General features: G+C 40.4%; 29 protein-coding genes and 1 tRNA gene. 6 read left to right on the top strand and 24 right to left on the bottom strand.

Annotation, left to right across the window (positions count from 1 at the left end):
• The first annotated feature begins 90 nt into the window (after nucleotides 1-90).
• A complete protein-coding gene (locus tag FJ354_02930; GenBank protein MBM3905624.1) occupies nucleotides 91-768 on the top strand; it encodes a nitroreductase in 678 nt (225 codons plus the stop codon).
• Here FJ354_02930 and FJ354_02925 read toward each other — a convergent pair.
• The 3 genes from FJ354_02925 to FJ354_02915 form a co-directional block, all read right to left on the bottom strand.
• A complete protein-coding gene (locus tag FJ354_02925) occupies nucleotides 758-1,105 on the bottom strand; it encodes a hypothetical protein (GenBank protein ID MBM3905623.1) in 348 nt (115 codons plus the stop codon). The genes FJ354_02930 and FJ354_02925 overlap by 11 nt on opposite strands.
• 612 nt (nucleotides 1,106-1,717) lie before the next feature.
• A complete protein-coding gene (locus tag FJ354_02920; GenBank protein ID MBM3905622.1) occupies nucleotides 1,718-2,065 on the bottom strand; it encodes a hypothetical protein in 348 nt (115 codons plus the stop codon).
• 6 nt (nucleotides 2,066-2,071) lie between these two features.
• A complete protein-coding gene (locus FJ354_02915; GenBank protein ID MBM3905621.1) occupies nucleotides 2,072-2,263 on the bottom strand; it encodes a hypothetical protein in 192 nt (63 codons plus the stop codon).
• 125 nt (nucleotides 2,264-2,388) lie between these two features.
• Between FJ354_02915 and FJ354_02910 the strand changes: the two genes are divergently transcribed.
• Nucleotides 2,389-2,820: a hypothetical protein gene (locus FJ354_02910; GenBank protein ID MBM3905620.1), complete on the top strand. Its 432-nt coding sequence runs from the start codon at nucleotides 2,389-2,391 to the stop codon at nucleotides 2,818-2,820.
• Here the strand turns inward: FJ354_02910 and FJ354_02905 are convergent.
• Nucleotides 2,798-3,658, bottom strand: a complete 861-nt coding sequence (locus FJ354_02905; GenBank protein ID MBM3905619.1) for a transcription initiation factor IIB family protein — start codon at nucleotides 3,656-3,658, stop codon at nucleotides 2,798-2,800. The genes FJ354_02910 and FJ354_02905 overlap by 23 nt on opposite strands.
• Before the next feature lie 502 nt (nucleotides 3,659-4,160).
• Nucleotides 4,161-4,631 carry a hypothetical protein gene (locus tag FJ354_02900; protein ID MBM3905618.1) on the bottom strand — a complete coding sequence of 157 codons (471 nt, stop codon included), beginning with the start codon at nucleotides 4,629-4,631 and terminating at the stop codon, nucleotides 4,161-4,163.
• 968 nt (nucleotides 4,632-5,599) lie between these two features.
• Between FJ354_02900 and FJ354_02895 the strand changes: the two genes are divergently transcribed.
• Nucleotides 5,600-6,391, top strand: a complete 792-nt coding sequence (locus FJ354_02895) for a hypothetical protein (GenBank protein MBM3905617.1) — start codon at nucleotides 5,600-5,602, stop codon at nucleotides 6,389-6,391.
• Between the two features lie 23 nt (nucleotides 6,392-6,414).
• Complete coding sequence (locus tag FJ354_02890; protein MBM3905616.1) at nucleotides 6,415-7,248, top strand: class I SAM-dependent methyltransferase; 834 nt, start codon at nucleotides 6,415-6,417, stop codon at nucleotides 7,246-7,248.
• On the opposite strand, the gene FJ354_02885 is transcribed toward FJ354_02890, so the two are convergent.
• From FJ354_02885 to FJ354_02855, 7 genes are read right to left on the bottom strand one after another with little or no spacing between them, the layout of a single operon-like run.
• Complete coding sequence (locus tag FJ354_02885; GenBank protein MBM3905615.1) at nucleotides 7,245-8,276, bottom strand: hypothetical protein; 1,032 nt, start codon at nucleotides 8,274-8,276, stop codon at nucleotides 7,245-7,247. The genes FJ354_02890 and FJ354_02885 overlap by 4 nt on opposite strands.
• Nucleotides 8,273-8,842 (bottom strand): hypothetical protein, encoded by a 570-nt coding sequence (locus tag FJ354_02880; GenBank protein ID MBM3905614.1) that lies wholly within the window; start codon nucleotides 8,840-8,842, stop codon nucleotides 8,273-8,275. Before FJ354_02880 ends, FJ354_02885 begins: the two co-directional genes overlap by 4 nt.
• Before the next feature lie 4 nt (nucleotides 8,843-8,846).
• Nucleotides 8,847-9,704, bottom strand: coding sequence for a CoA ester lyase (locus FJ354_02875; GenBank protein MBM3905613.1), 858 nt, complete (start codon nucleotides 9,702-9,704; stop codon nucleotides 8,847-8,849).
• Between the two features lie 4 nt (nucleotides 9,705-9,708).
• Nucleotides 9,709-10,785, bottom strand: a complete 1,077-nt coding sequence (locus FJ354_02870; protein MBM3905612.1) for a zinc-binding dehydrogenase — start codon at nucleotides 10,783-10,785, stop codon at nucleotides 9,709-9,711.
• A gap of 37 nt (nucleotides 10,786-10,822) precedes the next feature.
• On the bottom strand, nucleotides 10,823-11,098 hold the full coding sequence (locus FJ354_02865; GenBank protein ID MBM3905611.1) for a DNA-binding protein: 276 nt from the start codon (nucleotides 11,096-11,098) through the stop codon (nucleotides 10,823-10,825).
• Nucleotides 11,099-11,107: 9 nt separating this feature from the next.
• On the bottom strand, nucleotides 11,108-11,560 hold the full coding sequence (locus FJ354_02860) for a 30S ribosomal protein S19e (GenBank protein MBM3905610.1): 453 nt from the start codon (nucleotides 11,558-11,560) through the stop codon (nucleotides 11,108-11,110).
• Nucleotides 11,561-11,591: 31 nt separating this feature from the next.
• Nucleotides 11,592-11,897 (bottom strand): RNase P subunit, encoded by a 306-nt coding sequence (locus FJ354_02855; protein MBM3905609.1) that lies wholly within the window; start codon nucleotides 11,895-11,897, stop codon nucleotides 11,592-11,594.
• A gap of 61 nt (nucleotides 11,898-11,958) precedes the next feature.
• Between FJ354_02855 and FJ354_02850 the strand changes: the two genes are divergently transcribed.
• Complete coding sequence (locus FJ354_02850; protein MBM3905608.1) at nucleotides 11,959-12,981, top strand: threonylcarbamoyl-AMP synthase; 1,023 nt, start codon at nucleotides 11,959-11,961, stop codon at nucleotides 12,979-12,981.
• Here FJ354_02850 and FJ354_02845 read toward each other — a convergent pair.
• The 9 genes from FJ354_02845 to FJ354_02805 all read right to left on the bottom strand — a co-directional run bounded on the left by FJ354_02845 (nucleotide 12,971) and on the right by FJ354_02805 (nucleotide 22,711).
• On the bottom strand, nucleotides 12,971-13,399 hold the full coding sequence (locus FJ354_02845; protein ID MBM3905607.1) for an AsnC family transcriptional regulator: 429 nt from the start codon (nucleotides 13,397-13,399) through the stop codon (nucleotides 12,971-12,973). The genes FJ354_02850 and FJ354_02845 overlap by 11 nt on opposite strands.
• A gap of 27 nt (nucleotides 13,400-13,426) precedes the next feature.
• Complete coding sequence (locus FJ354_02840) at nucleotides 13,427-13,903, bottom strand: DNA starvation/stationary phase protection protein (protein ID MBM3905606.1); 477 nt, start codon at nucleotides 13,901-13,903, stop codon at nucleotides 13,427-13,429.
• A gap of 101 nt (nucleotides 13,904-14,004) precedes the next feature.
• Nucleotides 14,005-14,077, bottom strand: a tRNA-Gly gene (locus FJ354_02835).
• Nucleotides 14,078-14,099: 22 nt separating this feature from the next.
• Nucleotides 14,100-14,768 carry a ribosome biogenesis protein gene (locus FJ354_02830; GenBank protein ID MBM3905605.1) on the bottom strand — a complete coding sequence of 223 codons (669 nt, stop codon included), beginning with the start codon at nucleotides 14,766-14,768 and terminating at the stop codon, nucleotides 14,100-14,102.
• 1 nt (nucleotide 14,769) lies between these two features.
• Entirely contained in the window at nucleotides 14,770-15,876 is a 1,107-nt protein-coding gene (locus FJ354_02825) for a hypothetical protein (GenBank protein MBM3905604.1), read from the bottom strand.
• A gap of 44 nt (nucleotides 15,877-15,920) precedes the next feature.
• Nucleotides 15,921-18,575 carry an adenosylcobalamin-dependent ribonucleoside-diphosphate reductase gene (locus FJ354_02820; protein ID MBM3905603.1) on the bottom strand — a complete coding sequence of 885 codons (2,655 nt, stop codon included), beginning with the start codon at nucleotides 18,573-18,575 and terminating at the stop codon, nucleotides 15,921-15,923.
• A gap of 214 nt (nucleotides 18,576-18,789) precedes the next feature.
• Nucleotides 18,790-20,889 (bottom strand): helix-turn-helix domain-containing protein, encoded by a 2,100-nt coding sequence (locus FJ354_02815; GenBank protein ID MBM3905602.1) that lies wholly within the window; start codon nucleotides 20,887-20,889, stop codon nucleotides 18,790-18,792.
• 295 nt (nucleotides 20,890-21,184) lie between these two features.
• A complete protein-coding gene (locus FJ354_02810) occupies nucleotides 21,185-21,550 on the bottom strand; it encodes a nucleotide-binding protein (GenBank protein ID MBM3905601.1) in 366 nt (121 codons plus the stop codon).
• A 6-nt stretch (nucleotides 21,551-21,556) separates the two neighbouring features.
• On the bottom strand, nucleotides 21,557-22,711 hold the full coding sequence (locus FJ354_02805; GenBank protein MBM3905600.1) for a thiolase domain-containing protein: 1,155 nt from the start codon (nucleotides 22,709-22,711) through the stop codon (nucleotides 21,557-21,559).
• A gap of 144 nt (nucleotides 22,712-22,855) precedes the next feature.
• Between FJ354_02805 and FJ354_02800 the strand changes: the two genes are divergently transcribed.
• Nucleotides 22,856-23,212, top strand: a complete 357-nt coding sequence (locus FJ354_02800; protein MBM3905599.1) for a DNA topoisomerase — start codon at nucleotides 22,856-22,858, stop codon at nucleotides 23,210-23,212.
• Here the strand turns inward: FJ354_02800 and FJ354_02795 are convergent.
• Genes FJ354_02795 through FJ354_02785 form a run of 3 tightly spaced genes read right to left on the bottom strand, consistent with a single transcriptional unit; the run spans nucleotide 23,202 to nucleotide 25,029 of the window.
• Entirely contained in the window at nucleotides 23,202-24,008 is an 807-nt protein-coding gene (locus tag FJ354_02795) for a carbon-nitrogen hydrolase family protein (GenBank protein ID MBM3905598.1), read from the bottom strand. The genes FJ354_02800 and FJ354_02795 overlap by 11 nt on opposite strands.
• Before the next feature lie 37 nt (nucleotides 24,009-24,045).
• Entirely contained in the window at nucleotides 24,046-24,222 is a 177-nt protein-coding gene (locus FJ354_02790) for a 4-oxalocrotonate tautomerase (GenBank protein ID MBM3905597.1), read from the bottom strand.
• A 30-nt stretch (nucleotides 24,223-24,252) separates the two neighbouring features.
• Nucleotides 24,253-25,029, bottom strand: a complete 777-nt coding sequence (locus tag FJ354_02785) for a rhomboid family intramembrane serine protease (protein MBM3905596.1) — start codon at nucleotides 25,027-25,029, stop codon at nucleotides 24,253-24,255.
• Between the last annotated feature and the right edge of the window lie 46 nt (nucleotides 25,030-25,075).

The raw sequence follows: 25,075 nt of genomic DNA, 5'->3' as shown, positions 1-25,075 counted from the left end.
GAAGATCAATTTAGTACCATTCTGATAAACACAGACATCATCCAATTTCGACTAAAGGACTCCAAGATGCTTGAAGCTAAAACCAATGCTATGACAAAGGCCATATTGGAATTCAAAAATGTTCCACATGTACCAAAGCCAATCAAGATTTACCCAAAGGAATTCCTTCCATCAATCCAAATAGATAAGGAAGATTCTGATAAAGAACAGTTAGAAGCAGTCCTTAAAGCAAAAACAAAAAGCGGTATTTCAGAAACTGATTTGTTTAAAATATTATCCGCTAGGCGTTCTACTAGAAACTTTGATTCCTCGAAAACGATTGAGCAATGGCAGGTAGACAAAATACTGGCAGCGGCTGATACTGCCCCTACTGCGGGTAACTTTCAGGGTTTTGAGGTATTTTATGTCAAAAACAAGGAAGTTAAAAGAAGACTTGTCGAGGCTGCAAACAATCAACCATACGTGAATGCTCCAGTTGTTTTGGTATTTTGCATGGACCCAGCACGAGTAAAGATGAACTTTAGGCCAGAGATTTTGGCCAAATTCTCACTTCAGGATGCAACACTTGCAGCTGCGTATTCACAGCTTGCGGCATCAGCTTTGGGATTGAGCTCAATTTGGATCGGGATGATAAATGAAACTAAGGTTAAGCAAATTCTTCAAACAGAACTTAGACCGTCATCTATTCTTGGCATCGGATATCCACAAAAAAATCGTCCTCCAAAATCAAGGCGAAATCTGAAGGACTTGGTACGAGTTATAGAATAAACTCTCCAATATTTGTTTTAGATATCTTCAGATCAGGAGACGTCTTTTGGATGATTTTTGCCATACATCCTAAAGATGTTTTTACACCATCTGTTTTTTCTGGATCTGTTCCAGGATACAATCTAATGGTTGTCTTTTCCTCTTTTGCAAATATCTCAATTAGGAATTGTTGATTTTTCTCATCGATAACTACTGTAGGAACCAGTGCTACTTTTTTATTCTTAGATAAAAAGAAATCATTTAGTTTGATTATACAGGGTTCCATTGTTACAAATGGGACAAAATCAGCATGAAGTGCATCCAAGTCTATTGTTTTATCAAAGACGATGTGAGGCATTTTAGTTTGCTCCTGATGTGCGGTGTTTTGATTTCGATTGGACTCTAGTACCGCAGTAAGAATAACAAGCAGTATCCCCCAGTGCATATAAGGAGCAATAAATGCATTGTTTTTCTACCACTTCATATCTGGAGCCTTTTATTGCTCGTTCCGTTTTGTAACCCATACGGAGTCCTTTGCATACTGTGGACATGACAACACTGTCCTTGATTTTTATTTAAGCTATAGTGCTTCCGATTTTTCTGACTAGTTCAACACTTAATGACTGGCCAAAAGTAAAATTTATTGACGAAATAGAATTTTGATAAAAATAATATCGTCTACTAGAAGGTCCAAACCCACCAGTCTGTTTTATTATTTTATTTCTTTTTAAAAAGCGAATTCTTCGCCACAAAGTTGTCATTGGAATTTTTGTATCATCTTTTATCATATTGATTGATTTAGGGCTTGTGGAAATTGATTGAAGGATTTTGATTGAAAACTTGTCCAATAATAATTCCACTAATTTTGAACTGTTGTCCTCAATAGCGTTCTGGCTCATACTCAATAATGGTGATTTCATTATTATAACTCAAATTGCTTTACCACATTAATTAGCACTAGAAAGAAAGATCAACCAGTTTTTGATTTTCTTCTAGTTACTTCCAAGTTTTTACCTGTAAAAAGTCTAGAGAAAAGGCCTGGCTTGGCATTCTCTCCTAGTACTGCAAGAGGTTGTCCCTTTTCAGTAATTACTAGGGTTATTTCATCTTCGGATAAATTCGAAGAGATTTTTTTTATCTTATTAATTTTGAATATAAAATTACGAATAGGGAGTATTTCTTTAACATCAGAGAGAATGTCTATCATTCTCTGGTTTTTCTCCGCTTCTATTCGCACTAGTGGGGTTGAATCATACGATATCTCTAGCGATCCTGATTTAACATAGGAGAGCACTCGTGATACGTAGTCGTAGGTCAATTTGTGCTATCCTCTCTGAGTTGAAATTGTAAGCTTACCGTTTAGGACAACCTTACCTGTTGGAACTGGTCCAGTTGGTCCTTTTTTCTCACCAACCACTGCCAAATCTTTGAATTCGTATGTGATTGATGCATGTTTTTGTGTAAGCTTGTCAAATACTTCAGAAAGTAGACTAGCCCATTCTTGTTCTTCTGTCATTATGGTACAATTTGATTAATTCTATATAAATCTGTGAGATTTCTTCTAGTGTTAATCACTCTAGCTAGAGCCAATCTCAATTACTAAAAAACATAATTTAAAACAAAGATTTAACAATACATTTTATGAGCCTGGCACTAGTTCTAGTGGTAATATCAATAGGATTGCTTTTAGCATATGCAGTAGATTTGAGCTCTGGTGCTAGCTTACAATCCATTTTGGGACTAGGCATGCAAGGAGGTTTAATCCTCGGAGGTCCCGCTCTGGTATTGCCAATAATTGCTACTTTTATCTCTAAAAATAAGCCAGACAAAACTATTCCAATACTGGTAATCATTTGTGGAATTCTAATTATCATTGGAGGAATAGCAATGGCTGTAAACTATGCCCCAATACTAGCGAGCCAGCCCCCAATACAAGACTTGGATTTAGCGGAGGAAAAATCCTATGATCCAATGTTATTTGAGATTGGGTCTCTTTTCTCCATTGGTGGATTGCAAATAATGCTTGCTTTTAAGAGACTAAAAATTATCTCTAGTTCAACGTTCGGAGTTTAAAATAGCAATTTCTAAGCGATACATCGGTTATTCCAAATTCTTTGGCTATTTTTGATTGTGATATTGGATGTGATGTTTTTAGAGATATTGTATAAATTGCAGCGCAAGCTAAGGTTGCGGGATTGAATCCAGAAAATCTTGACTCCTTCCTTGCTTTAGACAAAAGTAAAATCACTTCTCTTTTGGTTTTTTCCGACAAGTCAAGATTACTTGCCAGTCTTTGAAGTATCATAATTGGATTATGAAATGAGGTGTTTATTCCAAGGCCCAAAAACATCCTTTTGTAACCCCGAAAAAACTGCTTTCTATTGATTTCTTTATTTTTGAGGATTTCACTAATTTGTCTTGGCGAGCCTAGTTCATTACATGCAATATAGACAGCTGGAAAGACAAGTTTTGTGATGGATCCTCCTAATCTGATCCTTTTTTGATATGCTTTTCTATACAAGTATGCAGCGTATTTAGAAATCCCATCGGATAATCCAAGATTATCACTGAGTTTTCTTAATAGAAAAAAACCATCCCGAAACGCAATACTCTCTGATTTACTTTTTGTATCTATTCTTCGTAGCCGGTTGAAGAGGACTTTTGTAGGATAAGGAAGATAAGCTGTTGAGTGATCCCTATTTTGAGATGGGATACTAGAAGAGTTTCCGAGATCATCAATTAGTAATCTTTCATCAAAAAACTCATTAGTTTGGATACCTCCAGGGGATTCTATATTTCTCAATATCATTCCGCAATCTACACAAACTGTTTCATTTGTAGTAAAATCAAAAAAATCATTGTTATGTTGACATACATTTTCGATATTTACGGTGTTAGTTTTTTTGTACACACAAGTAATAGTTAATTTTGATATTTTAGGAATACAAAATAAAAAAAATATTATTGAGGTTTTACCACTAGGAAAAAAATCACTCCTCAGTTATATTGTAGAAATGCGTATTACGGTTGTGCTGGAATCAAGTTACAATCCCAAGCAGTTATTGGCTTCGTGTCCATTTTGTCGACATCCCACCTTGTTTACTACCCATGTAAAGGGAAAAAACATGGTTGAAATACTAGCATGCAAGAGTTGCAAAGTTGTCTTGTCAGTCGATAAACTGAAAAAAATACTCTGGTCTAACTAGCACTTACGTCAATAATTCATTTGGATTAATTATCAAACCAGAATTTTTTACAATTATAGCACTGAATTTTCCTTCTTACAGATGTATGTAATTTATTAACTTCTATTATTCCAAAATCCATTGAACCACATGTTGGACATCCATCATCCCGTAGTATTTTTGATTTGAGAAATTTTGGAATTGTATTTTTTGCTGTAACCATTAAAATCACTGATTTTCATATCCCATTCTATTTGTATAGTCATAATGAAATAATTTGTTTGGAATTATTTCAAGTGCGACCTCTTTATCTGAATTATCCAAAAGAAATTTTTCTAGTTTAGGGTTTTTTTGTCCAAGATATTTTCTTATTAATATTGAAAGAATATTTTTTCCATCTTCAGGCTTAATATTACAAATTCCATTTCCGCGTATACCTCTATAGGGAGGCTTGTCAGAAGCTATCTCAAATCCACATGCGGGGTTTTTTTCAAGGTATTCAACAATTTTTGCATTTTTCTTTGTAGCACAGTAAATTCTTCCGTCTATTATGCTGAACCAAAGTGATATTACGCATGGATAACCGTTTGTCGATATGCAACCTATTCGAATTGGGATCCTTTGTTCCTCAAGCGATATGATAATAGAATTTTGGACCAAGTTTTGAGTTACCGAGTTATTAGCAAGAAGATATTTCATGTTTGTGCTAATGGTTTTTTGAATATAACCTAGTTTGGAAATCTAATAGGTTAGCACTAGGTTAATTTTTTATCATTATACTAAATGTGTGAAAATGCATCATAATACCTGAGCTAAAAATCAATAATGAGCGATCTTTTTCAGTATCATAATTCAAAGAAGGGTGAATTTACCAGAATAAATCTTGGATAATTTCTAGATTACAAATTCGTATTGATTTTCTGCAATAACATTGGTAATTTCATTTGAATCAATTTCAACCAATTCCGATTTTCTAACAATGGTCAAAAAAATTTTTACTTTTTTGGGTCCAATAACCGATACGAAGATTTTTTCATATATGTTTTACCTGGATGTAGAAGTAAAGTTGCCTTCCCCTGTATGTCTAGTTTTTTTATCTTAGAGTAGTAGTCAAGGTTGTGAGATATGTCAGTAAATAGTAGGCTAGGATGTTATAACAATTAGATAATCTGTTGCTGAATTATAGCTATAAATTCCTCAGATGAAGATCTTTCTAATTACATTAATTGTCTTGATTCTTAACATCTTGATTATGTGTGATCACCTTGTCACAAGCAAGATGATTTTTTTGAAAAACCTCTGGATATGTTTCAATATCAAACACAAAATACTGCATGTGAATTAGTCGTTTCTTGAAGACCTGTGGCGTGCCTTTGAGCGTAGCCTAGAACCACAACATGGGCATATTATCGAATTAACTTGAAGGTATATTGAACAATACGAGCATCTTTTTTGTCCCATCTCATATCGTGCACCATTTTGAACACTCATTGCCTTGAAACTAGCACAGATACCTTTGCATGACGTAGACATGAAGATAAGTTATCTTATTTTTTATTTAAACTCGGGATAATTTTTTGTACTAGTGCCAATTTATAGACGCAGAAATTAGCACTAGAAAATAATCTTATCACTAGTTTATATAATAAAATTTTAACAACAAATCAATGAAACAAAAATTGACGCATAATAACACACTCAAACTTGTCGCTCTATTAATTACAGCCAGCTTAATTCTTAGCGTTACACTATCTACAAGTGTATTTGCTGAAGAAAAAAAGAACAAGACAGAAACCAAGTCAAAGACAGAAACCAAGTCAAAGACAGAAACCAAGTCAAAGACAGAAACCAAGTCAAAGACAGAAACCAAGTCAAAGACAGAAACCAAGTCAAAGACAGAAACCAAGTCAAAGACAGAAATGAAGAAAGCAGAATCAACTACTAACGTAAAACCGGCAGCACCGGCACCTGTTGATTCAATGCAGCAAAATTTAGACCAATGTAAGGCAAAGAAAAATCAGCGTGAGCAATTCGAGTGTGAAAAGGCAGTCAAAGATGCGGCATTCAAGGCAAAGGCAACCAAGACCACAATCGGCCCAATCTCATTCTATTATCCAGGGGCTACAGTGGAAAACAGCGGAGGCAAAGATATTGTGAACCTTAAGTTCGTAGTAGAAAACACCGGTTCCAAAGACAACATCACATTGTACTGTACAGGTCCCGCAGTTTGCAACTATGACGTATCGGATGGCACTACCACATTCAAGTACGCTGCAAATGACTTCACCAGCGGCCAAATTGTGCTCAAGCCTGGAGCATCAAAGTCGTTTACAATGACCTTTGGTCCAGCAATCGGCTATGGTAGCTATGTTGACTTCAAGTTTGACCCAACAAAACAATACACGTTGAATGTAAAAGAGCCTTGGGGTTCTGGAAAAATTCCACTGAACCTAAAATAACCCCTTTTTCTTCCTATAACATCTTGAAGCATAAGATTACGATTAACCCACTCGATGTCCTATTATGGAATGGGAGACATTCCGGCAGGGACATTGTCAATATTTATTCCAAGTTCGGCCCAATGATGCAGGTTGGTGCGGACACAAAAATGCTCAATTTTGGTTTATGGAAAAACTCTACTGCGCTGCCTGATGCGCAAAGAGAAATGTCGGAATATGCATCAGAGTTTGGCGAGTTTGGATCCGCAAAAAAAATCCTAGATGTTGGTAGTGGGTTTTGCATTCCTGCTACTATATGGAAAGAAAAATTTTCGCATCTGGACATATTTTGTATGGATTTGAATTTCTTGGAACTAAAAAACGGCAGTAATCAAGTGATATCTCAGATAAACTCATCCTCAGGCGACATTCCATTTTCCGATAAATCATTTGACAGAATTATAGCTCTTGAGTCTGCGCAACACTTTGTACTAGAAAAATTCTTTGATGAGTCAAGGCGAATCTTGACAGATGACGGCAAGCTAATACTTGCAATACCCGTTACATTGGATCCGTCGTTATTCAAGCTTGGAATTTTGAGTATTACTTGGCTTTCAAAAAAATACACCAGATTCCACGTCCTAGAAGTAATAAGGCAATCTGGATTTCGCCTCAAAAAGGAAAAATCCGTGGGAGAATTGGTGTATGCACCGTTTGCAAACTATTACATACAAAACAGAAAAGCCCTCAAAGAAAGACTAGACTCGACATATTCTGGCAATATAGAGGGTCTAGTATTCAAGTCCATGAAAAAAATGAAGAATCTATCTGAGAGAAAAATAATTGATTATCTGTTTTTGAGCTTGGAAAAGGCCTAGCTAAAAATTTTTTGCGCAAACTTGACAGATATTGCGCCAACTAAAGCCCCAGACACTATCAAAAACGGCGCAACTATTGGTACCATTTCAAAGTAGATAGTCGATGTAAGGCTGGGCCACATTAGCTTATCCAGAGTTATCTCATTGTACGTGTACGTGATTAAGGGATAATATATGAAATAAAATGCGCTTCCAAAGATTGCGCCAGATATCATCATTGACTTGGAATTTTTTGACCTAGACAAGATGTAATCGCCAAGAACAATTGGAATGATATTAGACAAATAAAATGGAATTGTAGGAATTAAAGTATGGTTTGGAATAATGGCACTCAGAGTCATTATTCCCAAATATGACGCGCCAACTAGTGATGCAATACCAAATTTATTTTTTGCAAATATGGTAGAGCTGACAAGTATTGTAGAGATCAAAAATGGGTACGCAATGCTTGCAAATCCAGCAGCAAACAGGGGATTTGGGTTGAAATCAAAATAGTCGGTCTTTGAGAAAGGCAATGAAAAAGAATAGAACAATCCGGTTATAGAAAACCAAACAGGGATAAACGAAATTATGATACCAAGATGACTTGGTTTGGATTTTTGCAGTGATTTTGTGTTAACTAGCGCGCCAATGCTTGTTAGGCTCATACCAACAATCAATACTAGATGCGGTGGGCTGAGCAGACCATCAAGTCCAAAGGCGGAATGCCACGCAAAATCAATGGGGCCTGCGGAAAGTAGTGCAGCAATTCCCATTGTGGTGATTTTGACTCCCCTACCAAATCGATGGTCTTTGCCAGACTTTTTCCAGCTCAGATGCAGTGCTACAAATCCTATTAATGCAAGCCCCACACCGGAATACAGCATTAAGTGAGGAGGTGCAAAAAACGTCTCTGGTTTGTTTAGAATATGATTTGTAATGTCCCAGCTTCCACCGCTTGTCACAAGTATAATTCCAAAGCTGATCACAAGATTTGCGAGTTTGAATAGTTGTGTATGGTCCAGTGTTGGCGTTATTTCTCTTTTCATGGTATTACATGCACCACATGTTCTTTGACAAATTCATTTTGATGATCCAAAATTCCCTGAGTTGGATAGTGTGATATTTCAGATATGTGTGGCATTGCGACTGTTTTTGTGTATATAGTATATGGGCCTGTCTCGGTTGGTGTGATTTGTAGTGTCATGGTATAGATCTGGCCGGGCTTGGTAGGTCTGTTGTATGCCTCAATGAACGGATATTGAGATTGTGTAATGGTTACGCCTCCAGAATAGGTAGAGCCGATCTCTGTATCTTTCAGGTATAGTCTAGGCGATTGCAAAAAGTCATACGATGTGATTTTGATATTGTCCAAGTTTTTGTTTTGCGGAAATTCTATGGTGACGGTTTGCATATCTGCTTCCTCGCCCAAATTAGTTGCAACCAAGCTCAGCTCAAATGATTCTCCAAGTGTGATTTGTGATGCAGAGAGTGTCGCATCCAAGCTTGGTTTTGGTACACCAATTTGTATATCCTGATATGTGTCTGGAAAAACAACCATTACCAATGCAAAATAGGCAGTCATTATGCCTGCCGTCACAAAATAAAGCTTCAATGAATTATTTTTGCGCCAGCTCTAAAAGTGCCTTTGCTTGCTTGTAGTGTACTTCGTCTATCATTCTGCCTTCTACTACTGTAGCACCCTTTCCTTTTTTCGTAGATTCCTCGTATACTGCGCAAACTTTGGTGGCCCACTCTATTTCGGATTTGTTTGGAGCGAACAGCTCATGTGTTAGAATGATTTGATCAGGATGTATGATGGATTTCCCGGAATAGCCAAGGCTTTTTCCAATGATGCAGTCTTGCCTTAGGCCATCCACATCCTTGAGATCCTGCCAAATTGCGTCTATTGCGAGAACTCCAGCTACCCTGGCATCGACTGGAATTTTTGCGCGAGAGTATTTTGCTCCCTCTGGTTGTTTTGTGTGTTCAATTTTTAGATCATTTAGCAGATCAAAGACGCCAAAGACCACTGCGGGAATTCTCTTACTGGACGATGCAATATCATATGTGTTCACTACACCTTCGGCAGATTCTATGGATGGAACTACAAAGACTTGTTTTAGCTTTCGTTTCTTTTCCAGTGTTGTTATTTTTTTGATAATTTTGCCTAGTTCCCGGGAATTGTTTACCTTTGGTATTACAATTCCATCTAGTCCTTTCTGGACTATTTCTGCCAAATCATCCGAGATTTTGCCAGAGGAAGGTGAATTTGTCCTTACATATACGGAACTTGAATAGCTAGCGCGCGACTTTAGTGCCTCCTTGATTAGGTTTCGTGCATTTTTTTTCTCTGAATCAGGCACGGAATCCTCTAAGTCAAAGCAAACAATGTCTGCCGGAGATGATTTTGCTTTTTCTAAAAAGCGAGGATTGTTCCCAGGTACAAATAGGAGGCTGCGGTAAAGCCTTGCCAAAAATTTAGACGCCTTCTGGCTTCATCAGGATTTTTCCAAAGAACTTACCCTGAAGCATCTTTGTGTGGGCTTCTGCTGCTTGCTCAAAGGGATAAATCGAGTCAACCACTGATTTTATTTTTCCTTTGCCCATCCAGTAAAATCCATCTTCGAGTTCTGCTCTTGTTCCCTGTGTGGAGCCAAGAATGTTTGTTCCCTTGAAGAAGATTTGTCTGAGATCTGTCTTTGCATCATAACCAGTTGTTGCACCACATGATACTAGTGTTGCGCCATACTTGAGCAATGTCAGTTGTGGATTCCAGTGAGTCTGACCAATGTGATCAAACGACACATCAATTCCTGGTGCTCCGCCAGATGATTTTGCAATTTCTTTTGAAATCTTGAATACTTCCTTTGTCCAGTCTTCTTTTCTGTGGTCAACTGCATAGTCTGCACCAAGCTTCATACATTTTTCGAGCTTGTCGCCAGATGCTGTTGCAATTACTGTGCATCCATATAATTTTGCTATTTGAATTCCAAATGAACCTACACCGGAACCTCCTCCCATGATCAAGACTAATTGTCCTGGCTTAATTTTGGCTCTTCCAACAAGCATGTGCCATGATGTTTGCAGAGTCATTGATGCAGCTGCTGCATCATCAAATGATACGGTGTCTGGAATTTTTATGACATTGACTTCGGGTAAGTGAACATATTCGCAATATGCACCCCATAGAGGTCCTGTCTGAAAGCCCCAAACTTGACGTTTTGTACAGTCAAATTCACGGCCATCGGTACAAGCCTTGCAGACTCGGCATGCTAGATTAGAATGAGTAGCTACTCTGTCACCCACTTTGAGAGTTGTGACCTCATCTCCTACTGCAGTAACTACGCCTGCGGCATCAGAGCCTGAAATGTGTGGTAATGGAATTGCAATTGGGACTCCTCTCATTCCCCAGATATCGTTATAATTTAGAGCAGCTGAATGTACCTTGAAAACAACCTCGTTTGGTTTTGGTTTTGGATCAGGTACATCTTTTACTTTGAGAATTCGTGCATAATTATCGTCTGGCGCATATTCATCATAAACTACTGCCTTCATGAATTTTGTAACTTGCTAACCCCTAATTATATTTTATTTATCGTCGCTCTATTTTGAAATCGCGTTTTGGCTGCTGTGTGGACTGGAGGATCTGCTTTAGCTGATCATCGGATATTTGCGATCGGATCTTTCCCTGAGATGCCATACCGATTAGATAATTTTCCACCAGTGCTGCAAGCTCTGGCTTTACCATTCTAACGTTGGTAAGTCGTAGTCTTGCTTCTGCTGAGAGTAATTGCTTTAGAACTATTTCTTTTTGGGCCAGAATCTCTTCGTCGCTTGGTCGGTTTTGGTCTCCTTGATCATAGCTCAAAGGACATCACTAAGAATAGATTTTGAGTAGTGGATTTTGTACTGCAAGCTCGTCTAGAATTTCAGATGCTAGTCTATCTAGCTTTTTCATTCCTGCATGGGTAACTACACGGCCTTTTCCTTGTACTTTTTCAACGTAGCCAAGCTTTTCTAGTTCTTGGATTGCATTTCGTATAACGGCACCTCCTGCGTCTCTGTGATGTGAGAATGCATATCCTACTGCCTTGTTTCCGCCATAATCGATTCTAAGGTCGTTTACGCCGATTGGCCCGTGCAGGTATATTTTGCGAAATACAGATGCGCATCTTGTGTACCACCATTCACGGTCTTGTGGAGGTCGCACTGCGTGTGAGCCTGTCTTGACATATGAAGCCCATTCTGGTTTGCCGATGTTTTCGGACTTAAGCGTTGCAGCTAGTCTTGATATTAGAACATCTGCTGGTACATCGTAGGCTTTTGCCATGTGAAAGTCAACCTTTCAAATCGTCTTATAATCATTTAGGTCGCGCAATGACTTTGCGGTAGGTATGATTACAGAACCTGCATGTAATCCTGATTGATTTTAGGGTCGATCTGCCCAGTCTAATTCGGCTGGTTCCTGGAGGCATAAACGACTTGCACTTTTTGCAAAACTGCATTCTGATTTCATATGGAAGTACGACTTTGTATTTGGTACTGATTTTTTTGGCAAGGCCAGCCTGCCTTTGTGCGAGCTCTGGGTTTTGTGAAATGTTTGATCGGGCCTCTTTTACTAGAATTTGGATTCTCTCCAGAGCAATCTGTTTTGGGTCGTGCTTCACTATAGTATAGCATAATCATATTCTTAATATGGCTGCGCAATTCCTTTTTTAAAATCGACTCATGCAGACTAGAATTATTAAGGTAAATTCAAAAAATCCCAATTTATCCCAGATTAAGCAAGCGGCCAAGACAATAAGATCGGGAGGGCTAATTGTATTTCCAACAGAAACAGTTTATGGCATTGGCGCAAACGCGCTAGACTCAAAGGCAGTCAAGAAAATTTTTGATACAAAGGGCAGGCCGGCTGACAATCCTCTAATTGTTCACATCTCAGATGTTGCAGACCTTGGAATTTTGGCCGATAATATTCCAAAAATAGCATTTGATCTAATTGGGAAGTTTTGGCCGGGACCGCTGACCATAGTGCTCAAAAAATCAAGAATTGTGCCAAAAATAACAACTGGCGGTCTCGATACCGTCGCAATCAGAATGCCAAAAAACAAGATTGCTCTTGAATTGATTAGTCATTGTGGCACTCCAATAGCTGCGCCTTCTGCCAATGTTGCAGGCAGGCCCAGTCCCACCAGAGCGCAGCACGTGATAGATGATCTGTCTGGCAAAGTAGGAATCATACTTGATGGAGGCCCTGCCAGAATAGGAATAGAGTCCACAGTGATAGATCTTTCCACAAAGACTCCAATGTTGCTGAGGCCTGGAGGAATAACACTGGAGCAGCTGCAAAAGGTCTTGGGTAAAATTGCAATCCATCCGATTATTCATGGAAGGAAAACAAAAACAATACACCGTTCACCTGGAATGAAGTATAGGCATTATTCTCCAATGGCAAAAATAATTCTCATAGAAGGGCCAAAACTCAAGGTCAGCAAAAAAATTTCACAATTACTACAATTATACAAAAGACAAGGATTGCGAGTAGGAATTTTGGGCACAAATATCAAATCCGACATGACAATAACGCAGAAAAATCAAGAACAAATCGCTGCCAATCTTTTTAGATCATTTAGGGAATTTGATGCCAAAAAAATCGACATTATTCTAGCTCAGGGTACAAGTAGGAAGGGATTGGGCATGGGAATAATGAATCGGCTTGACAAAGCTGCCTATAGAAAAATCAATGTTTAGTTTTTTGGTTTAGAGACTCTATTCTGCCCTTGTACTTTTCCTTGTAGATTTCTCTGCATGTGGTACAGCAGAAAAATCTCTCAAAGTCTCCTATCTTGAGTGGCTGTGGCTTGCCAGAGATTGGGCCGTTGCATAGATCACAAGTCATTTTGAGTATCATGTTCTTTGTGATTTTAGCAGATCTTGACTTAGTCTTTGTTGTTCCTAGCTGTCTTTCGGTTTTGAGCTCCAGCAGTCCATGATCTATTACAGGAGATACCGACTTTATGAGTCCGACATTGACTAGTCGTTCGAATCTTGCCTGAACGGTTGGCGTGCTGACCTTGATTTCGCGAGATATCTGTCTGAATGATTTTCTGCCGTCCCGCATCAATGATTGTATTATTGCAACATCGATATCATCTAGCTGGTATGGCATTGTATGAAAAAATGGAATTATAGAATATTAGTTTTCCAGTGTTGCGCGTAACATCCATGCAGTCTTTTCGTGCTTTTGTATTAGTTGTGTGAGAAAGTCTTCTGTTCCATCATCGTCTACGTCATCGCACACTTGGATTCCTTTTCGTAGGTTTCGAATTACGGTTTCATGGTCTGCAAGTAGATTTGCAATCATTGCCTTGGCAGATGGAAATTTACCCGGGTGTTCTCGTATGGTTGCGGATTTTACAAATTCAACCAGTGTTGCCGGAGTTTTTGCACCTAACGCACGAACTCTCTCTGCAACATCGTCTATGTCTTCGTCAATTGCGGAATATTGCTTTTCGAATAGTTCATGGTATTGCGCAAAGTCTTCTCCTGTGACATTCCAGTGATAATTTCTTGTCTTGGTATACAGTACGTACTGGTCTGCTATAACATCCGATAGTACTGCAACTACTTTTTGTCGTGCTTTTGGGGAAAGTCCGATGTTTACTTTATCCATTACACTCCTTCTTCATCATTCATTTACAAATCTTGTGAATACATTGTATGACAATGTAATGTATGATAGGTCTTTTTGGGATTTTTGGAGATTAAACTAGGTGCGGCCGCCGGGATTTGAACCCGGGTAACGGGATTGGAAGTCCAGCGTACTACCAGGCTATACTACGGCCGCACAAACTGGAGTCGCCTTGCGCCTACATAAAAATGGTTTTTTCATATTCGTACAAAGTTCGAGCAACCACCACATGTGCTTCCAGCGGATTTTCATCGACTGAATACAGTGAATCGATGCTTTTCTTTGTAGAATCAAAAAATTCTCCCTTTGGGAATCCTCCAATGACTAGGCAGGTTTCATCTGTGCACATTTTTGCCACAGACTCGTAGTTGCTCTTTTTGCCTTCGGAGGACAGTCCAATTACTTGGTCCGGCTCTATTGCATCAATCAGATCAGAAAAACTCAAGTTCTGGATTTCAAATAATTTCTGGTCGTCTGATTTGATTACTTTCTTTTCAAACAGCTGCTCCATTATTCCCACAAATCTGTGATATGATTTTGGGAAACGAACTCGCTCGCCCACCGTGATTACTTTGTCGTCTATAGTATGCACGTAAACAGAAACTTCGTCTTCCCAATACAGCGGTATTGTGCATGCTTCAAGCAGGGAGAAATGCACCAAATCTGGTCGTCCCCGCTTTATCTCATTTTTTAGGCCCTTCATTGCCCCAAAATGCCACGAATTATCAAGCAAAATTTCAGATGGTCTTTTGTCCATCTTTCTGCAGTATGCTGTAATGGCGTTGTGGCGGTACAATTCCTTTGGGACTAGTTCCAGTGATGCCTCTGCAATTACTAGAGATAACATTTTAGCTAGAGCCGACTTGCTTTTTCAGCTCGCTCCATCCAGATTTTGCAGAGTCGTCTGTTTTTAGTAGCCCGGCATTACAAATGTAATTGCCGAGTCTTTCTCTGACATACTGGTCATTATTTGTCAGAGACACTTGAGATTCAGAGAATTTCTGGTCTATTACGCAGGAGTCGTCTGGCCTATCATAGATCCTGTACCAGTTGAAGAATTCTATTTTTGACTGATTTTCTCTGTAGAATTGGTACGCAGTTTTGATGAATTCCTCCTGGCTTGATTCGGATCCTCCAATGTCTTGCGAAGTACTCCAGCTTATCTCAAAGAACGCAACCTGATTGTTTGGCGCCATTTCTAGTGCTTGCTCTAGGTCCGATCTTGCTTGCTCTGGAGTTTTTGTAATGTCATTTATTCTGTCCACTGGAAGATACGTAAACGCAACAAAGTCGCCAGTGTCTGCCAATTCAGAAACATATCTGGTCAGGTTCTTATTCAGTACGTTGTTTAGAGAAAACGCGTTACCCATTTTGACTTCAGGATGTTTTTGTTTTAATTCGCTGTAAATATTGTTAAATGATTCTCGGTATAAGTTCACACTGCCGTCTGCATCATCAAAGTAAGAGTCTAGCTCTGCGCCAATTATTACGCTGTCAATTGCGCCGTCATATCTGCTAAGAATTGCGTCCAGTGTTGTAGTTGCTTTTGTCTCCAATAAGGTTCCAAACCCGGGCGTTCCTAACCATGTTGGGTATGGTCCTATTGTTCTGCTATTTACTATTGAAAAGAACAGTGTCGTCTGCATTCCATTGTTTTTGTTTAGGCTCATCAAAACATCAGTGTCCCGGAAATTGTATTTTTCCTGCTCTGGTTCTACATGATTCCAAAACAGGTACAGGTTTGTCCTACCTGCGCCAGACTCATCTGCCCTAGAGTAGGTTTTCTTGATCTGATCCAGCGTTACCTGCTGCGTTGGCGTATTTACTATTATACCCAGCTTATCGTTTTTTTGCTGTACAACAAAGACATCTCCTTGTGGAATACTAGATGATAAAAGTAGGGCAGCAATGGCAACCACTCCTATTCCTATTGCGATAAATATTTTCTTGTCCACAAAAAGGAATTAAAAAAAGTGATAATAAAAGAATTAGGCTGGAGTCATCCAGACGTACATCCAGAGAATCCGCATTCAATGCAGATGCTGCATCCTTCCACGAACACTAGGGCATTCTTGCAGGACGGGCAAAGCATTTCTTCTGATATTTCTTCTTTTGTTATTTGTTCCAGCAGTGGCTCTTCTGGGATTTTGAGCTGTAGTGCATTGTTTACTTGAGTTCGGATGTAATTGTTTTTGATGTTCTTTGAGATGAACTCATTTAGGAATGAGCTGGCAACAACATCAAACGTCTTTTCTGCATTCTCGCTAGTCATGTGCAGTACTTGGGTGTGTCGCGAGCCGTCTCGGTACACCGTAATGCCTTTGAGGCCAAGCTCGTGCGCTAACAAGTATGCAGCTTTGACATCTTCTGCTGAAACGTCATTCGGCATGTTAATTGTTTTTGCTATAGCGTTTCCAATCCATTCCTGCCATACTGCCTGGGCCATCAAGTGGTCAGACCAGTGAATGTCCATTGCAGTGACGAAAATGTTTTGAATCCATTCTGGGATTTCCTTTAGTCCTCGAACGGAACCATAGTTGTCTGCTATTTTTGCCAGTAATTCTTCAGAGTACAGGCCGTTTTCGCGCAGTACGTTTTCGAATATTTTGTTGGTGTAGAAGAATCGTCCCACCGTTACGCGTTTTTCGAACACCAGAGCAAATGTTGGTTCCATTCCGTTGGAACAATCTGCAATCATGGATAGTGTTCCTGTTGGTGCTACTGTTGTGGTCAGAACGTTTCGGATTCCGTGCTTTTGGATCTTTGCGATTAGTGCATCCCAGTCATAGTAATGCTCGCCCTTTGGCTTTTCATAATATCCAGAAACTGGAATCTTGCCTTCTGGATATTCAGTCTTTGAACACAGATCGAATTCTCCACGGGATCTTGCCAGAGCAACACTTTCCTCCATGGAATAATATGTCAGTGCTTCAGCTAGCTTGTACTGGAATTCGTATCCTTCTTTGGAATTGTATGGAATTCTTAGCTTGTAGAGGAGATCTGCCACACCCATGACACCTAGACCAATTCTTCTGGACTCCTTTGATGCCTGGTCTATTTCTGGAACTGGATAGTTATTCATATCAATTACATTGTCTAGGAATCGTGTTGTTTTGTGTATGGTTTCCTCATATCTTTGCCAGTCAAACTCGTATTGGCCGTCCGCCTTTCTTTTTACAAGATTTGCGAGGTTGATTGATCCCAAGTTGCAGGACTCGTATGGGTATAGTGACTGCTCGCCGCACGGGTTTGTCGCCCTCAGGGGTCCGCCCCTTGCCTTTGCAAAGACATTGTACTTGTTGATATTATCAAAGAATATCAGGCCAGGCTCTGCGCTCTTCCATGCAGAAAGAGCAATCAGGTCGATTAGCTGGTGTGCATTGATTTCTTTTACTGGTGCTCTGTCCCTTGGACTTCGCAGTGTGAATTTGCCATCAGCACTATCTACTAGTGCAGACCAAAAGTCTTCCCAGACTCCAACTGAGACATTAAAGTTCTCCAAGATTCCATCCTTGGTCTTGTTTGTGATGAATTTTTCAATATCTGGATGCCATGCTTCTAGGATGCCCATGTTTGCGCCGCGTCGCTTGCCGCCTTGCTTTACTACTTCGGTGACGGTGTTGATAATATTCATGAAAGAGACTGGTCCTGATGCAACGCCAGATGTGGATGCAACAATGTCTCCTTCGTGTCGTAGGTCGGAATAGTTGATTCCGACTCCTCCGCCGGACTTGAATATTAGTGCGGCATCAGATGTCGACTTCATGATATCTCCCATGTCGTCAGGCATGCCTAAGACAAAGCAAGCAGACAGTTGTCCTAGTCTTGCGCCTGCATTCATCATTGTTGGTGAGTTTGGCAAAAAGTCCTGCTCTGTCATGAGGGTGAAATATTCTGTTATTCTATCTGCGTATTGCTCAAACTTTTTTGCTGCAAGCAATGTCAGCACTTCTTTGAAGCTCTTTTTCATTTGGCCACGCTTTGCCAGGTACACGTACTGGTTGATCAGTCCGCGGAAATGATATTTGTTCAGATAGTATTGACCTACCTTGAATTTGTAATCAAAGTCATCCAGTTTTGCCAAGTATTTTCTTGCTTCCTCGGCATCTTGGTGGGCCCCTCCCTCTCTGACGTACAATTCCGAGTCATAGAGAATGTCGCCGATGCCAACTAGGATTGCAACTCGCTCAAACATTTGGCTTGGCGATTCGATGATTTCGTTTTTGTTATTTCGCAATAGATATCTTGATGCCAAGACTCGAAGGCAGTTTAGGTCAAACGATTTTGCTACAGAGTCAAGGTTCTTAGTATTGAGAACCTTCATCTTATCCTCTCGTACCTTGCGACGTTCGTGTCGGTACAGAATGTAGGCTTTGGCAATCTCGCCATAGCCCATTTCGATTAGTGTCGACTCGACCATGTCCTGAACATCCTCGACGGATGGCGGGCTGGATGTTGAAAATCCCTGGTGGATTAGCTTGTCCAAAACTCCGCTGGTCAGCTCGTCAGCTATTTTGCGGTCTGGCTGGCCGTTTGCCACCAGAGCCTTGTAGATCGCATTTGTGATCTTATCTTTATTAAATGCTGTAATTCGTCCGTCGCGCTTCTTTACGTCGACGATCGAACTTTCAATTTGAGAAAAATCTGTTGTCATATTGTCTCCCCTCACTAGGTATAATCGGTTCGGATATAACCCTGACGCCGAAAAGTTTCAGATTTTAGCTCAACAACTTTTACACCATTCCAAGAATTTTCGTTTTGGTCATTCGTGGTTCCAAAAACGATTTGCGTTATTTTTGAAAGTGATCTAGCCGCCAAGGAGTAATAATTTTTATTCCACTGAAATTAAGTTTGCGATTTTCGGATTCTTAGCTGATGATATACGGGGATTTGCAGGATGGACATTTCTCAAAGAGCTTTTCGTCCTTGAAGCCGCAATTGCCGCATATGGGAACGTCCTTGCTTGGTCTAAAGGAGCCGATTAGATCGCTTGTCTTTTCTATTGCTTTTTTGATGTCTTCCGCCTTGGAATCACGCTCAAATCGTAACTGTACCAGCAAGCCTCCGTTTAGGATCTTGGCTTTCTTGTTGGCGTCTGAGATTTTCTCGGATTTTGCACTCAGTGAGTCTAATTCCGAGGCTAAAATGACGACTCCTTGTGAGTAGCCGCCGCTTTCTAGTGATTTGAGAACTGACATTTTGCCGTATTTTTCTCCGTCCAGTGAGCTAAATCTAGGCGTGCCGTCAGATTCTGTCATGGTGACTATGACAGAGTCACCCATTTCCTTACCCTTTTTCTCGGCTACATCGACTGCCGTCTGGAGGACTTTGTAGAGTATTTCATGGCCTTCCTTGTCGTCTGAATAGCCCAATATGTTAAAGACTGCCTCCTTTAGGCCTACCAGATTTACAACCAGTCCGACTGAGCTTCTCTGCATGTATTGCGTGTTTGCTGCAAGGACTGGATTTAGTCCACGTCTGGTAAGATCTGATATGTCTTTTTTGCGTAAAGACATTGCAGCAAGTGGCGGCTTCATTAACAATGCAAGTCTTGCTCTAAAGTAAGTCTCATCCTTGTTTGATTCAAACGCAAGTCTTGGTAGGTTTATTGTCAGTGATTGCAGGTTTATTGATGAAGTACTGTTCTTTGCCTTGATTCTTGTAATTCCGCTATATGATGTCTCGTCTTTTGAGAAGAGAACTTTGCCACCAATAGATATGATTTCAGAAACGGTTTGCGAAACATCAGATACTTTACCTGCAGAATAATCAACGACTAGTCCAACTTGAGGTACTGGAGTCATCTTGACATAGTTCTTGTATGCATTTAGTATTGCTGCTACAACCTTGGGCTCTGCACCCAACTGAATTCTAAACGATACCAGTGTCGGCTCTTTTGTATACTTAGATGCAGTAGAGGAGGTGACCAGTGAGTCGACCAGTTTTTCTTCTAGTTCTGTCATATTCTTTGCATGTTTTGCGCAAAGTTGAACTAGGCCGTCCAGAATTATTTCCTTTGATGCTTCCTTTGAGGCCAAAGATATGATCATTGACAGAGATGACATTAGATTGTCCAGTGTCTTGACTGTTGCAATTCTGCTGACTCCTAGGAATTTGCCCTTGAGATCAATTCCATCTTCGATGAGTTCTTTAAGATTAAAGAAGATCGTATCAGGAAGCAACGACCAGATTCCCGGATTTGAAATGTGAATGTCGCCTGAGAGATGTGAGTCTGCCACATCCTTAGGTAATGCGTTTAGTAGGAGATTTTCTGCAAAGATTGTTTGGCCAGACTTGAAGAATAGGCCTTGTGCACCATTGTCGATATTGTCGACATTTGTGAGTATTTCTTGAATGTCAAAGACAGGCATGCCCAAGCGTGTTAGCTTGTTGCGGTATTCCTCATGTCCGTGTTCTAGCAGCACAGAATTTACCATTTCACGAATGAGTGAACCTGTAAGGTAGGTTGTTTGGTATTTGTAAATGCGATTTTCCACTTCTTCGGTGATTTTTTGCGCTAATTCTAGTGGAAGACTTCCTTCTCGGACTAGAGACTGGATGATTTTGTGAGAGTTGAACTCCTCAATTGATTCATGCGAGGTTCGCACATACATTTTGCCAGACTCTATTATAGAGCGCTCTTCTATTTGGCGAGCCAGACTTAGTACTAGCTTGCCGAGATTTGTGATGGTGTAGCGCCTCTCGGATTTGTTTAGCGCAACAAGCGACTGCCTCAGTAACTTTCTTAAGTGATATGCAAATTTTCCACTTTCCTTTTTGGATTTGAATCCAGCAAGTGACTTTAGTTCAGAATATGTTAGTGGTCCCTTGGAGTTTAGGATTCTCAGTATGTCAATTCTATTTGGACTTGCCATGACAGAGAAGATCATTCTTACGCGTTTTGATGTAGATTGTAAAATTCCCCCAGACTTTTTGGGATCGATCATCCCAGCATCCTCAATACTCATAATTTTGATTCGTGAACGGTAGTAAATAAGATTTTTGAGGTTGTTAAAAAAAGACTTTATGGATCAGTTTTTGGAAACATCGATCGAAAATTCCGAGGTGGACAGAGTTTGGCCGCAGGACGGGCACTTGGAATTATAGTGTTTCATGACATCCTTGACGGACTTGAGCATTTTCATGTTTGATATTTTTGATCCGCACTTGCCGCAGGTAACATCAACTGACATAGAGATCAAAGTTTGGCAAAACTATTAAGAATCTTTTTTGATTTTTATGATTAATTTGGTAAAAAACGATTTACTGTTTTTCTAGAAGAATTCCTCGATCATCATAGCCCGATATTTTGATCTTAGCGCCAACTGGGAGTTGTGCAGGGGAAGCAATTCCACCCAAAAAGCCGGAAATTCGAATATCATAACCGTCTATTTTCATTACAACCCAGGCATATGGGGTATATTTTTCAAAGCCTGCCGGAGGAACCGTGATTATTGTATACGTGGCAACCACGCCTGTGCCATTTAGGATTTTATTCTCAAAGCCCTTTGCGCCGCAGTTTTGGCAGAAATACACAGTTGCTAGGTGCAAATGACTGCATTTTGCGCATTTTTTGGTTAGAACCCTACCTGACTTGACAACATCTATGAATTCTTGCTTCATTGTCAAGGTGGATTACACGCTTTGGAAAATGTGAACTGCGCAGCTGGCTCCAGTTGCGCCAAAGTTGTGGGTCAAGCCGATTTTTGCGTCCTGAACGGTGCGCTCACCTGCTTTACCTGTTAATTGCTCAAATACTTCAACTACTTGCCCTACGCCTGTTGCGCCAATTGGATGTCCCTTTGCTTTCAGTCCACCTGATGGATTGATAGCAATGTCACCGTTCTTGGCGGTTCTGCCCTCTCTTACTGCCTGAACGCCATGGCCTTTCTCAAAAAATCCCAAGTCCTCAGTGTCCACAATTTCTGCAATTGTAAAGCAGTCATGCACTTCGGCAAAATCAATGTCTCTTGGTGTGATTCCTGCCATCTTGTATGCTGCTTGGGCAGCCAGTTTTGTGCTTGGTATGGTAGTCATGTGATCTCTTCCTTGGAGGGTTGCAGGTGATCCACCCCTTCCCGATCCAATTACATTAACATAATCCTTAGAGTGTTCTTTTGCGAATTTTTCGCTACAAAGTATGACTGCGCTTGCACCGTCAGAGAACGGACAGCAGTCGTATAGTTTTAGTGGGCTTGCCACCACTGCTGAATTCAGTACATCATCAATTGTAATTTTCTTTCGCAAGTGTGCTTTTGGGTTTAGAAGGCCGTTCTCATGGTTTTTTACTGCGACACGAGCAAGGTCTTCTTCTGTTGCCTTGAACTCAGTCAAATATGCACGTGCCATTGACGCAAACAATCCAGGAAATGATGCACCCGCACCGCCCTCATAAAAGAAATCAGAGCAATATGAAAAGTAAGTTGTAGTCCACTCAGTACCTGTATGGGTCACCTTTTCTGTTCCCGCAACCAAAACCGCATCGTAAAATCCAGCTGCAACATTAGCAAATGCCTCTCTAAATGATACCGAGCCGGAACCGCACGCAGATTCAATTGATAATGATGGTTTTTCTGGAATTCCAAGGTCGCTCATTATTACTGGGCCTAAGTGTACCTGCTTGTCTGCAATGCCAAAGACATTAGAGATGTAGCCTGCTTGGATCTCTTTTGGATCGATTCCTGCACTTTCGATTGCGCCAACTGATGCCTGAATAGTGATATCCGTAATGCTGTCTTCTAATTTTCCATATTTGGTGCTACCAGCGCCAAGAACGCAGACCTTTTCCACGACAGTTTTCGACCAAGTCCATATAAAAATTCTTCATGGGATATCATAGTGTTGTTAAAACAAAAGTTGGCCCAAGCTCTCAATCCCAAAAAGCTCGGCAAGATCCGAGTTACAAAAAACAAGGTCACCAAGCTCCAAACCGAGATGCGCCAATACTATGACACAAATTCCTTTCTGTCATGGTCAGCAAGTAAAAAAAAGTACGTGATTTTGGGATCAAACGAGCCAAAGAACGGACTGGTACCATGTCCCAATTGCAAAATAGGCAAACTTATGGTTATTCGGTCAAGAAAGACTAAGAAGAGATTCATGGGGTGCTCTAATTACTATAATGGTTGCAAGGCGTCATCGCCAATGCTCCAAAAGGCGATGATCTATGCTACAAAATCTGCATGTCCAGAGTGTCAGTGGCCCATGATATTATACAGATATTCCAGAAAGCAGAAATGGGTAAAGCAATGCGCAAATTACCACTGCCCATCAAAAAAACCTAAAGACTGAGATCAGAATAGATGTCGGTTCTCCTGTTCTTTAGGAGAGGCATCGACAACCTTGTCTTTTTGACTAGCTCCAGTGATATGTCTGCAATTCCAATTCCCGACTTGTGTTTCATGTCCAGTAATATTTTTCCATAGGGATTCACCACTAGGCTCCTTCCGCAGTAAATGTTGCCTAGGTGTCCTGGTGCGATGACATAGCATCCGTTCTCTATTGCGCGGGTTTTGTTTAGCGCAAGCCAGTGCTCTTCCTTGTGTGGCCCTTGCACCCACGCAGACGGTACAACCAGAATTTCAGAGCCGGATGAGGCCAAAATTCTTGACATTTCAGGAAACCTCAGATCATAGCATATGAGCATGCCAATTTTGCCAAGCGTCGTCTTAGTTGGAGGTACAATTTTGTTGCCAGGCTCTAGTTTATCAGATTCTCTAAAACCAAGCGCATCATACAGATGGATTTTTCTGTATGTCGATAATATTTTGCCTGATTTGCTAATTACAAACGCAGTGTCGTAGACACGATCCTTTTTCTTGCTTTTTTCGTATATAGTCCCAACAACTTCTATTTTGTTTTTTCTGGCAGCTCTTGCTATTTGTGTAATAAAATCTCCAGTGATTGTCTCTGCTTGCTCCACTAGTTGCATTGCAGACTGATTTGATGTGGTGTGGAACATCATGAATTCAGGAAATGCGCAGAGTCGCGCACCTTTTTTTGCAGCTGTAGAAATATAATCCAGAATTTTTGAAAGATTTTTTTTCTTGTCAGTTGACGCCTTGAACTGTACTATAGCTATCTTCATGGATTGGGTATTACACCATTAGATAAAAAGTAGAACCTTACAGGGGGCTTCCTGCAAGGTACCAATTTTCTTTTGGATTGTCCTCAAAGACCACTATTACATGAGACTCTTTAGTCTTGAGAATTTCAACTGCAGCCTTTGTGATTGCCTTTGCAAATTCTTCTTTTTGTTTTGTGGTTCTGCCAGGATACATTGAGACTGTAATTATTGGCATAAAAGAAATTTTTTCTCTCTTGAATTTATACTAGATGTCGCCCTTCCAGCCATATCGAGTGCCATAACTAGTTCCATATGTGAAATCACCGCTGCGCATTTTCTTGTATGCATATCCAGTAGCAAGACCAATTACAAATCCCCCAATGTGGGCTAAGTACGCAACACCACCAGAGCCAAAGCCAAATCCGCCTACAAACAACGGAAGTAAGTTCTGGAAGATGAGCCAAAAAGGCAAAAAGAATTTGGCAGAAACATTTGTCATTCTCATAAAGAATCCAAGCATCATAAACGTGGTAATTTTTGCTCGCGGAAACATCACCAAATATGCTCCCAAAACACCAGAGATTGCGCCAGATGCTCCCACCGCTGGAATCGGACTGTTCAGATCGCCCACAATATGGACTAGACCTGCCACAATTCCCCACATCAGATAGATTCCAAGGAATTTTAGTCGGCCGAATTTCAGCTCAATGTTATCTCCAAAGATCCACAAAAACAGCATGTTGCCGCCAAGGTGTAGTGCACCGCCGTGGAGAAATGTGGAGGTAAGCAGAGTAATCATTGGTTCTGGAGGACATTCAATCTCTACGTTCTGAAAATTCAGGATTCGATCGCCAGAGACACAGGCAGGAACTGCCCCCCAATCAAAGAAAAACGCAGCTGCCCGATTATTGTTGAATTCAAAGAACTGACCAGTTATTGCAACTTCCACGAAGAAAATTATCACGTTTGCCGCAATCAGGGCGATTGTCATCATTGGCTTGTAGCCAGCTGGTTTTGGATTTTCGTCCCTAATTGGAAGCATATCTAGTCAACTGATGCAGTGGATAAAAACGTAAATCTGGTTTTAA

It is taken from the genome of Nitrososphaerota archaeon, from assembly GCA_016872055.1.
Taxonomy (GTDB): Archaea; Thermoproteota; Nitrososphaeria; order Nitrososphaerales; family Nitrosopumilaceae; genus Nitrosotenuis.
The sequence above is the reverse complement of the archived record's forward strand: the minus strand, read 5'-3'. Positions and strand labels throughout refer to the sequence as shown.

Coding starts and splice junctions, on each gene's coding strand:
- FJ354_02930 (MBM3905624.1), top strand. CDS start 91: ATGACAAAGGCCATATTGGAATTCAAAAATGTTCCACATGTACCAAAG.
- FJ354_02925 (MBM3905623.1), bottom strand. CDS start 1,105: ATGCCTCACATCGTCTTTGATAAAACAATAGACTTGGATGCACTTCAT.
- FJ354_02915 (MBM3905621.1), bottom strand. CDS start 2,263: ATGACAGAAGAACAAGAATGGGCTAGTCTACTTTCTGAAGTATTTGAC.
- FJ354_02910 (MBM3905620.1), top strand. CDS start 2,389: ATGAGCCTGGCACTAGTTCTAGTGGTAATATCAATAGGATTGCTTTTA.
- FJ354_02900 (MBM3905618.1), bottom strand. CDS start 4,631: ATGAAATATCTTCTTGCTAATAACTCGGTAACTCAAAACTTGGTCCAA.
- FJ354_02895 (MBM3905617.1), top strand. CDS start 5,600: ATGAAACAAAAATTGACGCATAATAACACACTCAAACTTGTCGCTCTA.
- FJ354_02885 (MBM3905615.1), bottom strand. CDS start 8,276: ATGAAAAGAGAAATAACGCCAACACTGGACCATACACAACTATTCAAA.
- FJ354_02870 (MBM3905612.1), bottom strand. CDS start 10,785: ATGAAGGCAGTAGTTTATGATGAATATGCGCCAGACGATAATTATGCA.
- FJ354_02860 (MBM3905610.1), bottom strand. CDS start 11,560: ATGGCAAAAGCCTACGATGTACCAGCAGATGTTCTAATATCAAGACTA.
- FJ354_02850 (MBM3905608.1), top strand. CDS start 11,959: ATGCAGACTAGAATTATTAAGGTAAATTCAAAAAATCCCAATTTATCC.
- FJ354_02845 (MBM3905607.1), bottom strand. CDS start 13,399: ATGCCATACCAGCTAGATGATATCGATGTTGCAATAATACAATCATTG.
- FJ354_02840 (MBM3905606.1), bottom strand. CDS start 13,903: ATGGATAAAGTAAACATCGGACTTTCCCCAAAAGCACGACAAAAAGTA.
- FJ354_02830 (MBM3905605.1), bottom strand. CDS start 14,768: ATGTTATCTCTAGTAATTGCAGAGGCATCACTGGAACTAGTCCCAAAG.
- FJ354_02820 (MBM3905603.1), bottom strand. CDS start 18,575: ATGACAACAGATTTTTCTCAAATTGAAAGTTCGATCGTCGACGTAAAG.
- FJ354_02815 (MBM3905602.1), bottom strand. CDS start 20,889: ATGAGTATTGAGGATGCTGGGATGATCGATCCCAAAAAGTCTGGGGGA.
- FJ354_02800 (MBM3905599.1), top strand. CDS start 22,856: ATGCGCCAATACTATGACACAAATTCCTTTCTGTCATGGTCAGCAAGT.
- FJ354_02795 (MBM3905598.1), bottom strand. CDS start 24,008: ATGAAGATAGCTATAGTACAGTTCAAGGCGTCAACTGACAAGAAAAAA.
- FJ354_02790 (MBM3905597.1), bottom strand. CDS start 24,222: ATGCCAATAATTACAGTCTCAATGTATCCTGGCAGAACCACAAAACAA.
- FJ354_02785 (MBM3905596.1), bottom strand. CDS start 25,029: ATGCTTCCAATTAGGGACGAAAATCCAAAACCAGCTGGCTACAAGCCA.